The organism is Haloarcula sp. H-GB4 (assembly GCF_030848575.1).
Taxonomy (GTDB): Archaea; Halobacteriota; Halobacteria; order Halobacteriales; family Haloarculaceae; genus Haloarcula.
This window is the reverse complement of the sequence record NZ_JAVDDX010000002.1, coordinates 962,743-978,622: the sequence shown is the minus strand read 5'-3', so window position 1 is coordinate 978,622 and position 15,880 is coordinate 962,743. Positions and strand designations below refer to the sequence as shown.

Here is a 15,880-nt window from a genome sequence, read left to right as displayed (position 1 = left end):
AGGAATTTACACTCGCCGCTGGTAACGCGGTGTATGGCAGCCACGCCCAATGCTGACCACGACTGGACTGCCCGTCACGCACGGACGGAGCCGACCGAAACCGGTCGAATCGTCGAGGTGCCCGAGGAACTAATTGAGGACTGGGACCTGCGACACGCCGAGACGAAAGGCCGCAGTTAGCGCTGGAGCGCTTCGACGCCGACCAGTTCCGCCCCGGTCAGTGCCCGGATGTAGGCCCCGCCCGCGATAGAGACGTGGCCAAACTCGTTCTCTTCCATTCCGTACATCTCGATAGCTCGTGAGGTGTCGCCGCCGCCGATGACGGAGAAGCAGTCGGTGTCGGCGATGGCTTCAAGCACGCCAGCAGTGCCGACCGAGAACCGCTCGTCCTCGAACATCCCCAGCGCGCCCTTCACGAAGACGGCCTCGGAGTCCCGGATGATCGGCGAGTACTCCATGACGGTCTCGCTCCCGACGTCGAGGTAGGAGACGCTCTTCTCCTCGATGTCGTCGACGGCCTGCTCAGCGCGGTCACCGTCGTCTTCGTAGGCCAGGTCGACCGCGAGCGTGATCTGGTCGCGGTGGTCTTCGAGCATCGTCTCGATCTTCTCGCTGTTTTGCTCCCACTGCTCGTCGTAGAGGTTCGCGTCGTCGATGTCGTAGCCGACCGGGTAACCAGCGGCCCGCAGGAAGAGTTCGCCCGCGATACCGCCAAGCAGGAAGTCGTCGACCGTCTCGTCGAGGTGGGTCATCACGTCAATGACGTCGGTGGCCTTCGTCCCGCCGACGACCATCGTCACCTGCCCGTCGAACTCCTTCTCGGCGATGGCGGTGTTGGCCTCGTACTCGGTTTCCATCACGCGGCCGGCGTAGGCGTCCATGACCAGCGGGAAGCCCACCAGCGAGGCGTGCGAGCGGTGGGCTGCGGAGTAGGCGTCGTTGATGTAGGCATCGAACTCGCCTTTGAGCGTCTGGACGAACTCCGTCTGTGACTTGACTTCCGGGTCTTCCTCGGGCAGTTCGTCGTCGCACATCCGCGTGTTCTCCAGCACGAGTACGTCGCCGCCGTCGAGGTCAGCGATGTCGTGAATCGCCTGTGGCCCGTAAGTCTCGTCGACGAAGTCCACGTCGTGGCCGATGTGGTCGGCGAGGATGTCGGCGTGTTGCGCAAGCGAGACGAAGTCGTCGCGGCCCGGGCGGCCCTGGTGGGCCAGCACCGCGACCTCGAACCCACGGTCGACAAGTTCGCTGATCGTCTCCGCGTGGCGATCGAACCGTCGGTTGTCCTGTACCGTGCCGTCCTCCACCGGTGAGTTGAGGTCGAGTCGGACGAGAACGCGCTGTCCGTCGTCGAGGTCATCGAGCGTCTGGAAGGTCATCACTCGAGAGGAAACCTGCCGACCGCTTAACGGTTTCCGAGTCCGAGCAGCGAGTGGCCTGCTGAGGGAGTAGCACCGCTATCTGCTCTGGTTGCCACGGTAAAAATGGGGGTGGGAAGTCGGTGGAGACACCTGCGCCGTGCACAGCCGACACCGGGTCACAGCGTGTCGATTGCGGGCACGGTTGTCTGTGCTGACACACAGAGATGGCCAGTGGTCAGGCACTGGCTCGGGCTCTCTGTGTATCGAAACCTAGTGAACAATAATTATAAATCTTCCTGCCGTTGCCAATCGGGCCTCCCCGAAGCAGTCGGCCAGCGATTACTCCGTGATATACTCGGCCACGTCGAGCATCCGGTTCGAGAAGCCGTACTCGTTGTCGTACCAGGTGAGGATCTTCGTCATCCCGGAGACGACGTTCGTCGACTGCAGGTCGACCTGTGTGGAGTACGGGTCTCCGAGGATGTCGGAGGAGACGACATCGTCGCTCGTGACGCCCAGCACGCCTTCGAGTTCGCCGGCGGCGGCCTCCTCGAAGGCGGCGTTAACGTCGCTTTCCGTCACGTCGTCGTCAAGGTCGACGACGAACTCGGTAATGGAGCCGTTCGGCACCGGGACGCGGATGGCCATCCCGTCGAGCTTGCCCTCAAGCTCGGGCAGGACCTCAGTGGCCGCCTGCGCGGCACCGGTCGAGGTCGGGATGATGTTCTCGGCGGCCGCGCGGCGACGGCGGGGCTTGCCGTTCGGGCCGTCCATCAGGTTCTGCGAGCCGGTGTAGGCGTGGACCGTCGTTAGCTGGCCGGCGTTGATGCCGAATTCCTCGTCGAGGACCTTCGCGACCGGGGTGATGGAGTTGGTCGTACAGGAGGCGTTCGAGACGACGTCTTCGCCGTCGTACTCGTCGTGGTTGACACCGTAGACGAGCTGTTTGACCGGTTCGTCGCCCTTCGGCGGTGCGGAGATGAGGACCTTGTCAGCCCCGGCGTCGAGATGCTGGCTCGCGTCCTCCTTGGTGCGGAAGATGCCGGTTGCCTCGAAGGCGACATCCACATCGAGGTCCTCCCACGGGAGCTGTGTGGGGTCGGTCTCGTGGAAGATGCCCGCCTCGAAGTCGGTCCCCTCGACTGTGAGGACGCCGTCGTCGACGCTGGCTCCTTCGAGTTCACCCATGACAGTGTCGTACTGGGCGAAGTAATCGATCTCAGAATCATCCATGACGTCGTTGATGCCGACGATTTCGACGTCGTCGTTGTGTAACGATGCGCGGAGTACGTTGCGGCCGATACGGCCGAAGCCGTTGAGGCCGACACGGACTGGCTTACTCATTGGTGTCTAGAATGGCAGTCGGTCAGTGTAAAATGTTTTCGGATTTGTTGTAAATTTGTGTTTGTTTATGCGTGTTCGGGCACGAATGATTAATAGTGAGGGTGCCAGCTCAGATGAGAGCGCCCGCTGGACGGTATTTGTTGGCAGGTACTAGGTTCGTCCGAAGGCTTTTGAAACGGACGGACGTACTGACCTATAGGAATGAGACGCGATGACAGTGACGACCCGTTCGACGAGTTCTTCCGGGAAATAGAGCGGATGATGGACGAGATGATGGGGGCCGAAGGCGACGTCCACATCGACCGGGACACCGGTGGCGGTGGGGCCGACCTCCACGTCGACGTTCACGAAACCGACGAAGAGATCCGTGTCGTCGCCGACGTTCCGGGTGTCGACAAGGACGCAATCGACCTCAAGTGCGACGGCACTGTCCTCACGATCAACGCCGAAAGTCCGGAGCGCGAGTACCATGAACGACTGACCCTGCCGACCCGCGTCGACGAACACTCGGCCGCCGCGACGTACAACAACGGCATCCTCGAAGTCACCTTCGACCCCGAAGAGGACTCCGCAGACATCGAACTGTAGCGCGCAGCACACGTTCTACTTTTTAAAAGGCGAGAACAGCGCACTCGCATCGCTACCGCTCCGCTGTTTGCCGTATCAACGCCGCCAGGTCATCCCAGAAGCCGTCCTCGTACTTCGTCGCCGAGTCGATCGTCGGCCGGGCGTTCGTCTCGTTGACCACTGCGCGGTCCTCGGTCACCAGCAGGTCGACGCCGAGGTACGGAATCGCCAGTTCGTCGGCCGCGCTTTCGGCCAGTTCCCGGAGCGCCGCTGGCAGTTCCTGCCCTTCGGCCTCGGCCCCGCGGTGGACGTTGTGCTTCCACCGACCCTGTTCGCGGCTCGCTTCGGGGAGGCGGCGCTCGACCGCGCCGACGTACTCACCGTCGACGATCATCACGCGGTAGTCGGCGGCGTCGGCGATGTACTCCTGCACGAGAAACGACTGGTCGCCGACCGCGCGGTAGTCGTGAACCAGATCGAGGTAGTCGACAATCCCGAGAAACGAGTCCAGATCGTGGGCTTTCGCGACGCCGACGCCGCGTGTCGTCGAGTTTGGCTTCACGACCACAGGCGAGTCGAACCGCTCGAACGCCGCCGTTAGTTCGGCCTCGCTCGCCGGGTTCGATACGACGACGGTCTCGGGAACCGGAACGTCCGCACGGCCGAGACGCGCCAGCACGTCGGCCTTGTTCCGCGAGCGGAGAATGGCCTCGCGGTCGTTGACCCACGGCACGTCCAGCATGGCGTCGGCGACCGCTCCCTCCATGATTCGAGAGGGATAGACGAACCCCACGTCGTACTCGTCGAAAGGACTCTCATCGAGTGGCAGCGTCCGCTCGGCCGTCTCGACGTGGCCCACCTCGATATCTCGGGCCGCCAGCGGGGCCTGCATCCGATCGAAAGTCTCGGCGTTCGTGGCGACGGCCAGCCTGTGCATGGATTCTCGTTGTCGTGGAGGAATAAAACACACTCGCAGCCACCCAGTCGAGGCCCTAACGCACGCCCCGTTCCGGCCGCTACAATCCACAGAATAGCGGGTAGAGTGGATGAATACGCAACTATCTTCAAAATTGTCAGACAAATACTAAGTATATTGGGGAGAATAGGCCACGCGTGTACGACGATATTCTGTTTCCGACCGACGGGAGTGACGGTGCAGACGAGGCGCTCGCACATGCGCTCGAACTGGCAGCGACGCACGACGCGACGATTCACGTGCTCTCTGTCGTTGATTCGACGTATCTCGGGAGCGCCGCGGCCGAAGCAACGACTATCGAATCGCTGCAGAAACAGACCGAACAGGTCATTGACGAGACTGTCGACGATATCGCCGACCACGGTGCGGCCGTTGTCGCCGAGCACCGAATGGGCGACCCCTACGAGGAGATTATCGACTATGCCGAGACTGCAGGTATCGATATGATCGTCATGGGAACCCACGGCCGGAGCGGTCTGGACCGGTTTCTACTGGGGAGCGTCACTGAGAAAGTCGTCCGGACAGCGGACGCACCGGTGTTAACGGTCCGGTTATCCGGCGGTAAGTAGCGGGTACCCGCTAGCAGCGCCGGTCATCCGTGTGGTTTGGCGGGCCGTTTCTCAGCCGCTGTACCGAGTTACTCGCTGCTGCGCCGCTGGAGCGCCCACAGCACGAGGAGCGCGCCCTCGACGCGGGCGGCACTGTACACCCATGGGCGCAGGTCTACCTCATCACCGTTTGTCGCTGCAAGCCCCATCCAGAAGTCGACGACTTTCCGGGGCCGGAGCAGTTCGAGGACACCGAGAGCCATGAGTGCGAGTCGGAACGCCATACGAGATGGTACGCGGGACGTGTGCAAGAGTATTGTGGGTACTGATAACATACAATAAAACAGCGGCTACGACTGCGATGTCCAGCGACTGGGATGGTTCTCTTCGGAGTGACGCTGAAAAACGAGGTCGGGAGCGGCTGTCCCGCCTGTGAACGGCGAGAGAACGCCGCTGTCCGACTTACACGACAACCAGTTCTCCGCCGCGTTCTGCGAACGGTGAGCGGACGTTGCTGATTGACTTACGCAATCAGCAGCTCTTCGCCGCGCTCAACTTTGATGCGGCAAGAGGGCGTGATCTTGTTGTAGGCACGGCGGAACGCTTCCTTGACGTGCTCTGCGTCCTCGACGTTGCAGTAGGCGGTGAACAGCTGTTCGCCGGCCTGAACGCGGGCGGCGGTGCCAACGATCTTCCCGAAGGCGGCACGCATCCCGTCGGAGACACGGTCAGCTCCGGCACCGGTCGCCTGCTTGTTCTCGCGCAGGACCTGGTGGGGGAACTTCCGCAGCGTCATCTTGTAGTCACCCTCTTCGCCGATTTCCTTGATCAGGTGGCGGTTGGCCGACAGGCGGGAGGCCTCCAGCGAGCCGTGACGGAGCTGGACGGTCTCCTCGACGATGAGGCTGATCTGGACGGGGTAATCCTCGGCGTCCTTCTGTTTGCGGCCCATCTTGTGCTGTGCGATCTTCGACCCGGGAATGCCTGTAATGTATTCGCGTCGGGTGTACGCGGGCTTGTCGATGTCCCGGTACATTGAGGCGGGTTTGTCCGACATAGGTACTCTTGGAGAATACGTCGCCGAGCGGCCCAATAAGGGCTTCGAACCCGCCCGGCGGCGTGTCGTAGTGTCTCACACAACCGCGAGCGGGCCCAAACTGACCATGGCTGTGGTTGCTGAGGCACCTGTTCTCAGTTGTCTGGAGAATATCGGTACTGGCCCAGTAACACCGCTGTCACCGCGTTCTTTTAGGCTTTGCGCACATATCAGAGATACCATGAATATGCTCGTTGACGGCGAATGGCGCACCGACGCATACGAAACAACGAACGAGGACGGGGCCTTCGACCGGCAGGACACTACTTTCCGCGACCGAATCGAGGACGACCCCGACGCGCGGTTCCAGCCCGAAGCTGGCCGGTATCACCTGTACGCCTGCCGCGCCTGTCCGTGGGCCCACCGGATTCTAGTCGCCCGGAAGCTACTGGGACTCGAAGACGCCATCACCGTCGACTACGTTGACCCCTTCCGCGGTGAGGACGGCTGGCAGTTCACGCCCGAGAAGGCGGGCTGTACGCCGGATACGGTCAACGGGTCGGAGTACCTCCGCGAGGTCTATGCCGAAGCTGACCCCGACGCGACCTGCCGCGTGACAGTGCCGGTGCTGTGGGACAAGCAGGAAGGAACCATCGTCAACAACGAATCCGAGGAGATCCTCCGGATGCTCGATACCGAGTTCGACGACGTATCGGACAACGATGTTGACCTCTACCCAGAGGGCTATCAGGACGAGGTCGACCGCATCATCGACGACATCTACGAGCCGATCAACAACGGGGTCTATCGGTCTGGCTTCGCCGACAGCCAGTCGGCCTACGACGAGGCCGTCGAGGAACTGTTCGACGCGCTGGACCACTGGGACGCTGTCCTCGACGATCAGCGCTTCCTTGCCGGCGACCGCCTGACCGAGGCGGACATCTGCATGTTTACGACGCTCGTTCGCTTCGACGAGGTGTATCACACCCACTTCATGTGCAACCACAAGCTCATTCGCGAGTACGACAACCTCTGGCCGTACCTCCGTGACCTCTACCAGCTCCCCGGCGTTGCCGAGACGGTGAACATGGACCACATCACGGAGCACTACTACACCACCCACCCCGACGTGAGCCCGAAACGCATCGTCCCGATGGGTCCCGACCCCGACTTCGAGGCTGCCCACAACCGCGATGAACTGCCGGGCGACCTTCCCGAGACGTTGTTCCCAACAGCGTAACCGGGTGGTATCGCCGTCGGATATCGAACGCTGAGTCGACGCTGTTCCTTTTATATACCCAGTTCTCACCTCTGTTCAATGAGTCGGGTAGATGAGCGAAGGCGGGCTGTGAGCCCGGTCATTGGTGTTGTTATCCTCGTCGGCATTGTTGCAATTCTCGCCGCCACTGTCGGCGTGTTTGCCCTCGGCTTCAGCGAGCAGCAGCCGACACAGGCTCCACAGGTCGCTATCGTGGCCGACTACAACGAACGGACCACCGGCAATGGAGAGTATCTAAATCTCAGCTTCAGCAGCGGTGACACTGTCTACAGGGACAACCTCTCTGTCGTCGTCTCCGATGCCAAGCGAGCTGACGGCAGCGACGTGACGCTCGACACTAATCCAATACAGGCGCAGGCCTCAACCCGGATTACGTCGGGGACAGAAATTACGATACATCAGGGGCAGTTCACTGGTAGCGGAGCACCGCTGGACCTGCATGACGCGACGCTTCGACTCGTCTGGAACCCCGCTGACGAACCGGAGTCGGAAACGTACGTTATCTATCGCTGGCCGGACCCGAGCCAGCGCAACTGAGTCGCCCGAATTTCAGGCGGGACGAAGTCCATCACTCGGCCAGCGAGAGTGTGACTGCGTCGGTTTCGTAGTCTTCGAGGAACGACCCGGAGCCCCCAAGCGAGACAGTCCGGTCGCCGATGTCGACGACCAGCGTGTGTTCGATGGGGTAGGAGTTGGTCTGTGGCTCGGCGACGCCCTGTTTCGTCTCGACGACGGTCCCCTCGATGGTGGCGGTGTCGTCGTCGGCCTGTACGGCCCGCACTTCTGCAGAGACGTGGATATCGTGGCCGGCGCGCAGGTGGAGCGTCGCCTGGAGGACGGCGTGGCGGAAGTCGTGGTAGGTGGCCGGAAGCGGAGCCGGGTCAGTGACGGTCTCCTCGGTAGCCATCAGCCAGTAGTTCCCGAGGAACGACCCCGACAGCACCGGAACGAGCTGTTGCTGGACAAAGGCGATGGCGCGCTGGTCGGAGTTCGTGCGTGTCACCATCTCGGTCGGGGAGACCAGGCCGAACTGGGCGTCGACGGTGAGCATTATCGGCATCGGCTGGTCCCAGGACCGGACCACAGAGGCCAGCCCACTCGTGTCGTCCAAGCGCAGACCGTCAGCGCCGCTGACGACCAGCATCACGAGGACGCCGCGGTCGACGGCCGCACCCAGTTCCTCCGAAATCTCCGGGAGGTACTGCTGTGGAACCGACAGCATGATCTCACGCTCCGCGTTTCTGATGTACTCCGTGAGCCGTTTGATGACTGTCACCCGTGACTTGATGACATCGAACTGCTGGGGTTCCCGTGCGCTCGCGGAGTATCGTGAATCGAGCGCGCCGCTCATCTCTTCGAGCCGGTCGGTCAGGGCATCAATGACCTCCTCGGGCGGTCGGGCGCGGATCGTCGTGGGCACGACATGGTCGTTGACCTCGACGAATCCGCGGTCTTCGAGCGATTCACTGATGCTGTAGACGTACCGTTTGGAAACGCCGGTGTCGTCGGCGATTTCGCTGGCTGTGGCCTCGCCGCTGCCGAGAATCGACAGGTACGTGTCGACTTCCTTCTCCGACAGGCCCAGTTGTTCCAGCCTGTCCCTGAGAGTCGAATCGTCCATCTGTTCACATCTGGTAACGGCGGCGGATAACTGTGTTTCGGTGCTGTGTACCCTGAAAAGTCCTCAAAGCCACCAGCGAGGGGACGCGCCCTCGGCTGTCCCGACACCACGACTCACAAGAATGAAAAACTATTACACCATATTTTATATCCCCTGCAGTGGTGTCTCTCTCCAATGACGCTCCGGACGGCACTCAACGACTTCAAGCGGACCCGGGACCGCCGGCAGCAGTTCCCGGGCGAACTCCGCTCTACGACGGGCAGTTTCTCCGGACTCGACAGCCGGTTAGTGCACGTCGACAGCGACGGCTCGTTGCGGGACTACTCCTATCCGCTGTGTGGGCTCACAGGGATCGACCGCTCGCGGTTCGGCATCGAAACAGGTTCAACGACGTGGTTCAGCGCCGATGCTGACCAGCGGTATCGCGGCGACACCGGCGTCGTCGAGACCATTCACGACCGCGGCGACTGGGCTGTCGTCCAGACGGACTGCACCATCGAACAGGCCCACGTCACCCGGTTCGAACTTCGCGGTGACGCGCCCGCTGACGTGTCGCTGCGGGCGTTCGTCGATTTCGCACCGGATGGGCGGACCGGCCAGCAGAGCCTGCTGATGCACGGAGACACGGTTGAGGCCTACCACCGCTCCGAACACGACTTCATCGGCGTCTCTACCGAACTCGACACTGCTGCGGGCCAGATTCCCGAGCGGTTCTCCGAACTCGTCGACGACGACCCGGTCTCGTTCCCCCGAGACACCGGAGCGCGCCGGTACGAGGATACGACGCTAACCGGCGGAGTTCTGCTGTCCGCGCCGTTCGTCGACGGCGGCGTCACGCTGACGACGCTGCTGACGGATACGGACGAAACCGGTCGTGACGCGGCGCTGTCGACCATTGACCGGCTGGTGAGCGACCACTACACCGCTGAGACGCTGCTCGAAGCAGGCCAGGCACAGCGGCGATGGCGCGTCCCCGCGGACACGCCGAGCCGTGAAAGCGTCGTGGCCGACCTCCGGGTCCTCTCGCTGCTTTCAGCTACGAACGGGGCCAGAATCGCTGCACCCGACTTCGACCCGTACTACGTCACCTCCGGCGGCTACGGCTACACGTGGTTCCGCGACGACGCCGAGATATCGGCGTTCCTGCTCGAAGCCGACGGGATGTTCGACCTCGGACTCGATGCGTGGCATCAGCGCTCCGCTGAATTCTACTGTCGCACGCAGCAACCGGACGGAAGCTGGCCCCACCGTGTCTGGCCCGGCGACGAGACGCTCGCGCCGGGCTGGGCAAATGCTCGGCTCGAAAGCGGCTCGGACGCGGACTATCAGGCCGACCAAACCGCGAGTGTGACCACCTTCCTCGCGACGTACCTCCGGACCGGCGAGCCGGCTGACCCGGAGTGCATCGAAGCCACGCTTGGGCGCGCCGTCGAGAGCATCGATGACACGTTGGCTGACGACGGCCTCCCCATTGCCTGCCAGAACGCCTGGGAGAACATGCAGGGCCGGTTCACGCACACCGCTGCAACCTTCTTGCACGCTTACGCGGCCGTCGCCCGCGCGCCCGTCTGTGCCACGCTCCGAGACCACGCCCGGTCACAGGCCGAAACGGTGCTTTCGTCGCTGGACGCGCTGTGGACCGGCGACCGCTACGCCCTTCGTGAACACGACGGGGCCATCGACGACCGACTGGACTCCGCGACGCTGGCCCTCCCCGCCGCCTGTCGCGTCGCTGCCAAGGCTATCGACCTGCCGGCGGCGACCCGCGACCGGCTCTACACCCACGTCGAGACGACACTCGACGGGCTAGAGCGGGACACCGGCGACATCCGCGGCCTCATCCGCTTCGAGGGCGACGACTGGCGATGTGGCTCACAGGACCGCGAGAAAATCTGGAGCGTCTCGACGGCGTGGGGCGCAAACAGTGCCGCCCAGCTGGGTGCCCTCCTGCGTGATGCCGACGACAGCCGAGCAACGGGGGCCTACGCCCGATCACGGGACTTGCTGGAGGAGATTCTCCCCGGCGGCTCGCTCGTTCAGCCCAGCGGCTACCTCCCCGAGCAACTGTTTGACGACGGGACGCCAGACTGTGGCACGCCGCTTGGCTGGCCCCACGCGCTCCGGCTGGCAACGGTGGCCCACCTCACTGACGCCGAGGAACTCACTGCCGAGCCGCTGAGCGTCCGCGAATAACTCTTTCTACGCGGCCCATTCACTTCGGAAAATCCCGAAGGTGGGAGTCGATGGCCGAAAACAGCAACTACGGTCGAGAACAGCGGCGACGACCGAAAACAGGTACCGATGCCCTACTGCGGTGCTGCGACAGGCGCGTCCTCGCCGGCTGTGACTGCCTCGCCAGTCTCCGAATCGAACAGATGGACAGCGGATTCGTCGAACGACACCTGTACTTGATCGCCGATGGCCGGCTCCACGTCGGTGCTCACCCTGGCGATGAAATCCGGCGCGCCGTCGCCCTCGAACCCGGTCTTCGATTCACCCAAGTCGAGATAGAGGTAGTTGTCGCTGCCGATGGGTTCGAGCACGTCGACCGTTGCCGGGACGGCGTTCTGGTCGCCCCCGTCGCTGACCGAAACGTGTTCCGGTCGGATCCCCAGCACGTACGACCCACGCTGGCTGTCGCCGAATGCATTGGCACGGCCGCCCGTGAGGTCATAGGAGAAGTCGTCGTTAGCGCCGGTGAGCCGCACGCCGCTGCTGAGCGGCTCCGTGGTCACGTCGAGGAAATTCATCGAGGGCGAGCCGACGAAGCCGCCGACGAACTGGTTGGTTGGGTTCTCGTACACCGTCTTTGGCTGGCCGGCCTGCTGGAGTTCCCCGTCGTTGAGGATGACGATGCGGTCGCCCATCGTCATTGCTTCCTCCTGATCGTGCGTGACGTAGACGGCCGTAATTCCGAGTTCCTCTTGCAGGCGCTGGATTTCCGTCCGCATCGTCGTCCGAAGCTTCGCATCGAGGTTGCTGAGTGGCTCGTCGAAGAGGAACACATCCGGCTCCCGGACGATGGCACGCCCGAGGGCGACTCGCTGTTTCTGCCCGCCGGAAAGCTGGTCCGGCGTGTCATCGAGCAGGTCCCCGATACCCATCATTTCTGCCGTCTCGGTGACTCGCTCTTGCCGTTCCTCCTTCGAGAGGTCCGTGCTCATCCGGAGACCGAACGCCATGTTCTGCCGGATGGACTTGTGCGGGTACAGCGCGTAGTTCTGGAACACCATCGCCACGTCGCGCTTGCGGGCATGAACGTCCGTCACGTCCTCGTCACCAATGCGGATCCGGCCGCTTGTCGGTCGCTCAAGCCCGGCAATCATCCGCAGTGTCGTCGATTTCCCACACCCCGACGGGCCGACGACCGTTACGAACTCCCCATCGTCGATGGACAGGTCGATGTCGTCGACCGCCACGATGGAGCCACCGTCGAACTCCTTGCGGAGACCGTCTAGTTCGAGACTCGCCATTACACAGAGTCTCACACCCATCGCTAATAAGTTTGATGGGATTTTTCATAGAAGTTCTAGCAGAGTCAGTACGGTTGTGGAACCGAGTGCTGTCAGCGCTCTCTCGCCACCGGTACCACGACAATATCGCTGACCTCGACTGTCCCGTCGCTATTGACAGAGTCACCGCTGAGAAGGTCGGTGTCCCCGGCTGGGGTGTCGAGCGAGACTGTCGCTGTTCCCTCACCGAAGTGCAGAACGACCACCAGCGTCTCATCGCCGTCGGTGCGCTCGTACGCGATAACGCTGTCCGAATCGCCCGTTTCGACGGTATGGGCAACCGGGCGCACCCCGGGCGCGCTCAGTGCCGCGTGGTCCGCTCGTAACGCCACCAGTCGCCGGTGGAAGTCGGTCAAGGCGTTGTCGCCGTCGTGCCAGCGCATCGTCCCGCGTTGCTGTTCGACGCCGCGCTCCTGCCCGGCGTATATCATCGGCGTCCCGGGGAGCGTGAACGTGGCCCCCACAGCCGCCCGCAGTGACGCGGCCCCGCATTCGTCGATGTAGCGGTCCTCGTCGTGGTTATCGACGTATCGCATGTGGCCGGCGCGGTCGGGATAGCCGTGCCCGGCCGTCGCGTCGAGCGCTTCGAACAGCGCCGACGCCGGTTCCTCGCCGGTCCCGATATCTCGGAGCGTGTCGAACAGGTCCGTGTCGTAGTGGAGGTCGAACTCGTTCTCGGCGAAGGCAGCGTCACGCGGGACCGTCTCGTCGAGCAGCAGGAACTCCGGGTCGTCGGCTTTCACCCGCTCGCGGACCTCCTTCCAGAAGCCGTGTGGCACGCCCCAGGCCACGTCACAGCGGAACCCATCGACCACGTCGCGCCACTCGTCGACCACGTCGAGCATCCAGCGCCGGACGTCGAGCGAGTCGTAGTTGAGGTTCGGAATCCGCGTCCAGTTGAAGTAGTGCCCCGGCGCGTCTTCGCCCGCCCAGTCGACGTCGGAGACATCCTGCGATGCCGGGATTCGCTCGTAGTAGTCGGCGTACTCGGGGACGCCGGCTCGGTGGAGCTGGAACGCCGGGTGGTCCCGCGAGCTGTGGTTGAGGACCAGGTCGAAGACAACCCGAATTCCGGCGTCGTGGAGCTGGTCGACCAGCGACTCGAACGCCGCGCGCGTCCCTAGGTCCGTGGCGGTGTCGAAGAAATCGGTGATATGGTAGCCGTGCCGGGTCGGACTCGCCTGGACGGGGGTGAGCCACACCACGTCGACGCCCAGCGACTCGATGTAGGGGACCCGCCGCTCGATGGCCTCGAAGGTCGTGTCGACGGTCTCGCCGGCGAACGACCGGACGAATATCTCGTAGATGGTGGCGTCGCCGGCCCAGGCCGGCGGGTCGGCCGGCCGCGAGACAGATATCGTCTCGCCCGCGCCTGTGTCCTCGCTTTTCTTGCCACATTCCACGACTAGCGTGTCCGCGACACTGTGGCGCTCTGCGACGGCGACCGCGTGAATCCGGGCCGTTTCAGGCAGTGTTTCGCGTGGGACCCGAAGTTTGTCGCCGTCGACGGTCACGGCCGACTCCGCCAGTGCATCTCGGCCGTCAAGATAGAATTCGACTTCCGGTTCGCTCCCCGACGGGGCCGCGCGGGCGTCCGCCGAGACGACGAGGTCCGCATCCACCGTTTCACTGGTGAGTTCGACCCGGGGACGACCGGGACCTTCGATAGTGACCTCGTCGGTCGCGGTCGACTTGAAGGAGCCGTCGAAACTGAAAATCGCGTGGTGGGTCCCCGGCGGGAGTTCGGTCTCGATGACCCACTCGTCGCCGTCGCGTTCGGCCCAGTGGGTTCCCATCGTGAAGTCGTTGAACTTTCCGATGACGATGGCGCGGTCGGCAACGGGGAGATCGCTGCCGTCGTCGAAGTCGTCCGCCGTGACGCTGAACCGAGCCGTCTCGGTGACGTCCGGGAACGCTCGGATGACCTGCTCGTGTGTACCGTCTGCGACGGTTAGCTCGGCTCGATAGACACCCGGGGCGTCTGGTTCGAAGTGACAGACTGGGACGTCGCCAAGCGTTGCTGTACTCGCCGCTGGCCGCTCGACTACCCGCCACTCGGCAACCATGTCGGGATCGGGCTGGCGCGGGGCCAGTTCCACCGATTCGCCGACGGTGGCGAACCGCGGCGGTCCTGGATAGTGCATACGCCTACGGTGCGGGGTCGGTAGTGTGAGTGTTACGCTTCTGGTTAGATTTTAGAAAAAATATTACTTCGCCTATTCTACTATCTCCGATTTGCTGAAACCGATACATTGCGAGGCGATGTCACGTCGATCTCCGGAATCTATCATCATTGTCTTCTTCTATTTCCGAATGATTTAAGTTATGAAGGACTATTTCATCCCATATCTATCCATGACAATGGAACGACGGACGGTGCTCAAACGGATCGGCGGTGTCGGGGCGGCTACAGCCCTTGCTGGCTGTAGTGTGCAAGAGCAGGGCAGTGGCGGCTCGGAGGGGGAAACGGCTTCCGGTGACGGCTCGGGCGATGGGGCAAGCGGCGGAAGTCAGCAGGCAGGCGGGACTGCGACGGCGTGGTATCAGTTGCAGGATTCGGAGATCCCTGCACGCGAGGACGCGATGGAGACGTTCGCGAGCAAGACGGAGTTCGGTGTCGAGGGGTCGGACATCTCCAACATGGAAAAGAAGACCACGAGCGCGATTCCGGCCGGGCAGGGGCCGGAGGTCTTTGAGTGGGCACACGACTGGGTGGGCGACTACTACCAGCGGGAGTTCGTCGTCGACCAGTCCGACGAACTCTCCGTGAGCTTAGACCAGTTCACGGACGCTGCCGCCTCCGCCGTCCAGTTCGACGATGCCGTTGTTGGCCTCCCTCACTCGGCGGAGACAGTGACGCTCATCTACAACACGGACATCGTCGACGAAGCGCCCGAGACTGCCGACGACATGGTGGCGACAATGGAGGAGTACCACGATCCGAGCAGCAGCCAGTACGGCCTCGCCATGCCGTTTGACCCGTACTTCACGAGCGGGTGGATACAGGCCTTTGGCGGCTACTACTTTGACCCGGAGCAGGACCCGGCGCTCGGCTTGGATGCCGACGAGGCCATCGAGGGACTCCAGTTCGCTCTCGATACCCTCCGTCCGTATATGCCCGACGACCCGAACTACGAACCGCAGGCTGCGACGTTCTCCGAGGGGAACGCCGCCTTCGCAGTTAACGGGCCGTGGTACCTGGCGACGCTGAACCAGAGCGACGTGAACTACGAAGTGGCGACGTTCCCTGCCATCGACGGCGGCGAGGTGACGCCGTACACCGGCATTTCGATGTGGTACTTCGCGGACGCGATGAACGAGGGTGGAGCCGACGCCACGGCCGCCCGGAACTTCGTCGAGTGGTTCGCTACCAACGAGGACCACGCCACGCGACTCGCCGAGGAGCAGGGTGCGATTCCGGTGCTCGACAGCCTCGTCGGCAGCGACGAACTCCCCGACCACGTCCAGACGTACTCCCAGACCGTCAGCCAGGGGGTCCCGATGCCGACTGACCCGCGCATGAACAAGGTGTGGTCGCCGCTTGAGAACGCCCTCATCGAAGTGTTCAACGGCGATTCAAGCGCCGAAGACGCACTGACGACCGCCGCCGAGGAAATCCGCAGCAACTGGGAGTAA

At 63.0% G+C, this 15,880-nt stretch carries 15 protein-coding genes; 7 read left to right on the top strand and 8 right to left on the bottom strand.

What is annotated here, in order from left to right:
- Positions 1-33 precede the first annotated feature (33 nt).
- Positions 34-180: a hypothetical protein gene (locus tag RBH20_RS13605; RefSeq protein ID WP_306709476.1), complete on the top strand. Its 147-nt coding sequence runs from the start codon at positions 34-36 to the stop codon at positions 178-180.
- Here the strand turns inward: RBH20_RS13605 and pgk are convergent.
- Both pgk and gap read right to left on the bottom strand, forming a co-directional pair.
- Positions 177-1,379, bottom strand: a complete 1,203-nt coding sequence (pgk, locus tag RBH20_RS13600) for a phosphoglycerate kinase (protein ID WP_306709474.1) — start codon at positions 1,377-1,379, stop codon at positions 177-179. The two genes, RBH20_RS13605 and pgk, sit on opposite strands and share 4 nt — an antisense overlap.
- A 321-nt stretch (positions 1,380-1,700) precedes the next feature.
- Entirely contained in the window at positions 1,701-2,705 is a 1,005-nt protein-coding gene (gap, locus tag RBH20_RS13595) for a type I glyceraldehyde-3-phosphate dehydrogenase (RefSeq protein ID WP_188975261.1), read from the bottom strand.
- A gap of 201 nt (positions 2,706-2,906) precedes the next feature.
- Here gap and RBH20_RS13590 point away from each other — a divergent pair, with 201 nt between their 5' ends.
- Positions 2,907-3,293, top strand: a complete 387-nt coding sequence (locus tag RBH20_RS13590) for an Hsp20/alpha crystallin family protein (protein WP_004590910.1) — start codon at positions 2,907-2,909, stop codon at positions 3,291-3,293.
- Positions 3,294-3,345: 52 nt separating this feature from the next.
- On the opposite strand, the gene RBH20_RS13585 is transcribed toward RBH20_RS13590, so the two are convergent.
- Positions 3,346-4,209 (bottom strand): RimK family alpha-L-glutamate ligase, encoded by an 864-nt coding sequence (locus tag RBH20_RS13585; RefSeq protein WP_306709468.1) that lies wholly within the window; start codon positions 4,207-4,209, stop codon positions 3,346-3,348.
- 176 nt (positions 4,210-4,385) lie between these two features.
- On the opposite strand from RBH20_RS13585, the gene RBH20_RS13580 reads away from it, so the two are divergent.
- A complete protein-coding gene (locus RBH20_RS13580; protein ID WP_306709465.1) occupies positions 4,386-4,817 on the top strand; it encodes a universal stress protein in 432 nt (143 codons plus the stop codon).
- A 68-nt stretch (positions 4,818-4,885) separates the two neighbouring features.
- Here RBH20_RS13580 and RBH20_RS13575 read toward each other — a convergent pair whose 3' ends face one another.
- Together RBH20_RS13575 and RBH20_RS13570 are read right to left on the bottom strand one after the other, a co-directional pair.
- Positions 4,886-5,080 carry a hypothetical protein gene (locus RBH20_RS13575; RefSeq protein ID WP_306709463.1) on the bottom strand — a complete coding sequence of 65 codons (195 nt, stop codon included), beginning with the start codon at positions 5,078-5,080 and terminating at the stop codon, positions 4,886-4,888.
- A 239-nt stretch (positions 5,081-5,319) separates the two neighbouring features.
- The gene (locus RBH20_RS13570) at positions 5,320-5,853 is read right to left on the bottom strand and encodes a 50S ribosomal protein L16 (RefSeq protein ID WP_306709461.1); all 534 of its coding nucleotides are present in this window, start codon (positions 5,851-5,853) and stop codon (positions 5,320-5,322) included.
- 220 nt (positions 5,854-6,073) lie between these two features.
- Between RBH20_RS13570 and RBH20_RS13565 the strand changes: the two genes are divergently transcribed.
- Complete coding sequence (locus tag RBH20_RS13565) at positions 6,074-7,072, top strand: glutathione S-transferase family protein (RefSeq protein WP_306709458.1); 999 nt, start codon at positions 6,074-6,076, stop codon at positions 7,070-7,072.
- 108 nt (positions 7,073-7,180) lie between these two features.
- On the top strand, positions 7,181-7,648 hold the full coding sequence (locus tag RBH20_RS13560; protein WP_306710463.1) for a type IV pilin N-terminal domain-containing protein: 468 nt from the start codon (positions 7,181-7,183) through the stop codon (positions 7,646-7,648).
- A 31-nt stretch (positions 7,649-7,679) separates the two neighbouring features.
- Here the strand turns inward: RBH20_RS13560 and RBH20_RS13555 are convergent, their stop codons facing one another.
- Positions 7,680-8,732, bottom strand: a complete 1,053-nt coding sequence (locus RBH20_RS13555) for a TrmB family transcriptional regulator (RefSeq protein ID WP_306709456.1) — start codon at positions 8,730-8,732, stop codon at positions 7,680-7,682.
- A 174-nt stretch (positions 8,733-8,906) separates the two neighbouring features.
- Here RBH20_RS13555 and RBH20_RS13550 point away from each other — a divergent pair, with 174 nt between their 5' ends.
- The gene (locus tag RBH20_RS13550; RefSeq protein WP_306709453.1) at positions 8,907-10,925 is read left to right on the top strand and encodes a glycoside hydrolase family 15 protein; all 2,019 of its coding nucleotides are present in this window, start codon (positions 8,907-8,909) and stop codon (positions 10,923-10,925) included.
- Between the two features lie 113 nt (positions 10,926-11,038).
- Here the strand turns inward: RBH20_RS13550 and RBH20_RS13545 are convergent, their stop codons facing one another.
- Together RBH20_RS13545 and RBH20_RS13540 are read right to left on the bottom strand one after the other, a co-directional pair.
- Positions 11,039-12,205, bottom strand: coding sequence for an ABC transporter ATP-binding protein (locus RBH20_RS13545; protein ID WP_306709451.1), 1,167 nt, complete (start codon positions 12,203-12,205; stop codon positions 11,039-11,041).
- Between the two features lie 92 nt (positions 12,206-12,297).
- On the bottom strand, positions 12,298-14,388 hold the full coding sequence (locus tag RBH20_RS13540) for an alpha-amylase family glycosyl hydrolase (RefSeq protein ID WP_306709449.1): 2,091 nt from the start codon (positions 14,386-14,388) through the stop codon (positions 12,298-12,300).
- Between the two features lie 211 nt (positions 14,389-14,599).
- Here RBH20_RS13540 and RBH20_RS13535 point away from each other — a divergent pair, with 211 nt between their 5' ends.
- Positions 14,600-15,880: an extracellular solute-binding protein gene (locus RBH20_RS13535; RefSeq protein WP_306709447.1), complete on the top strand. Its 1,281-nt coding sequence runs from the start codon at positions 14,600-14,602 to the stop codon at positions 15,878-15,880.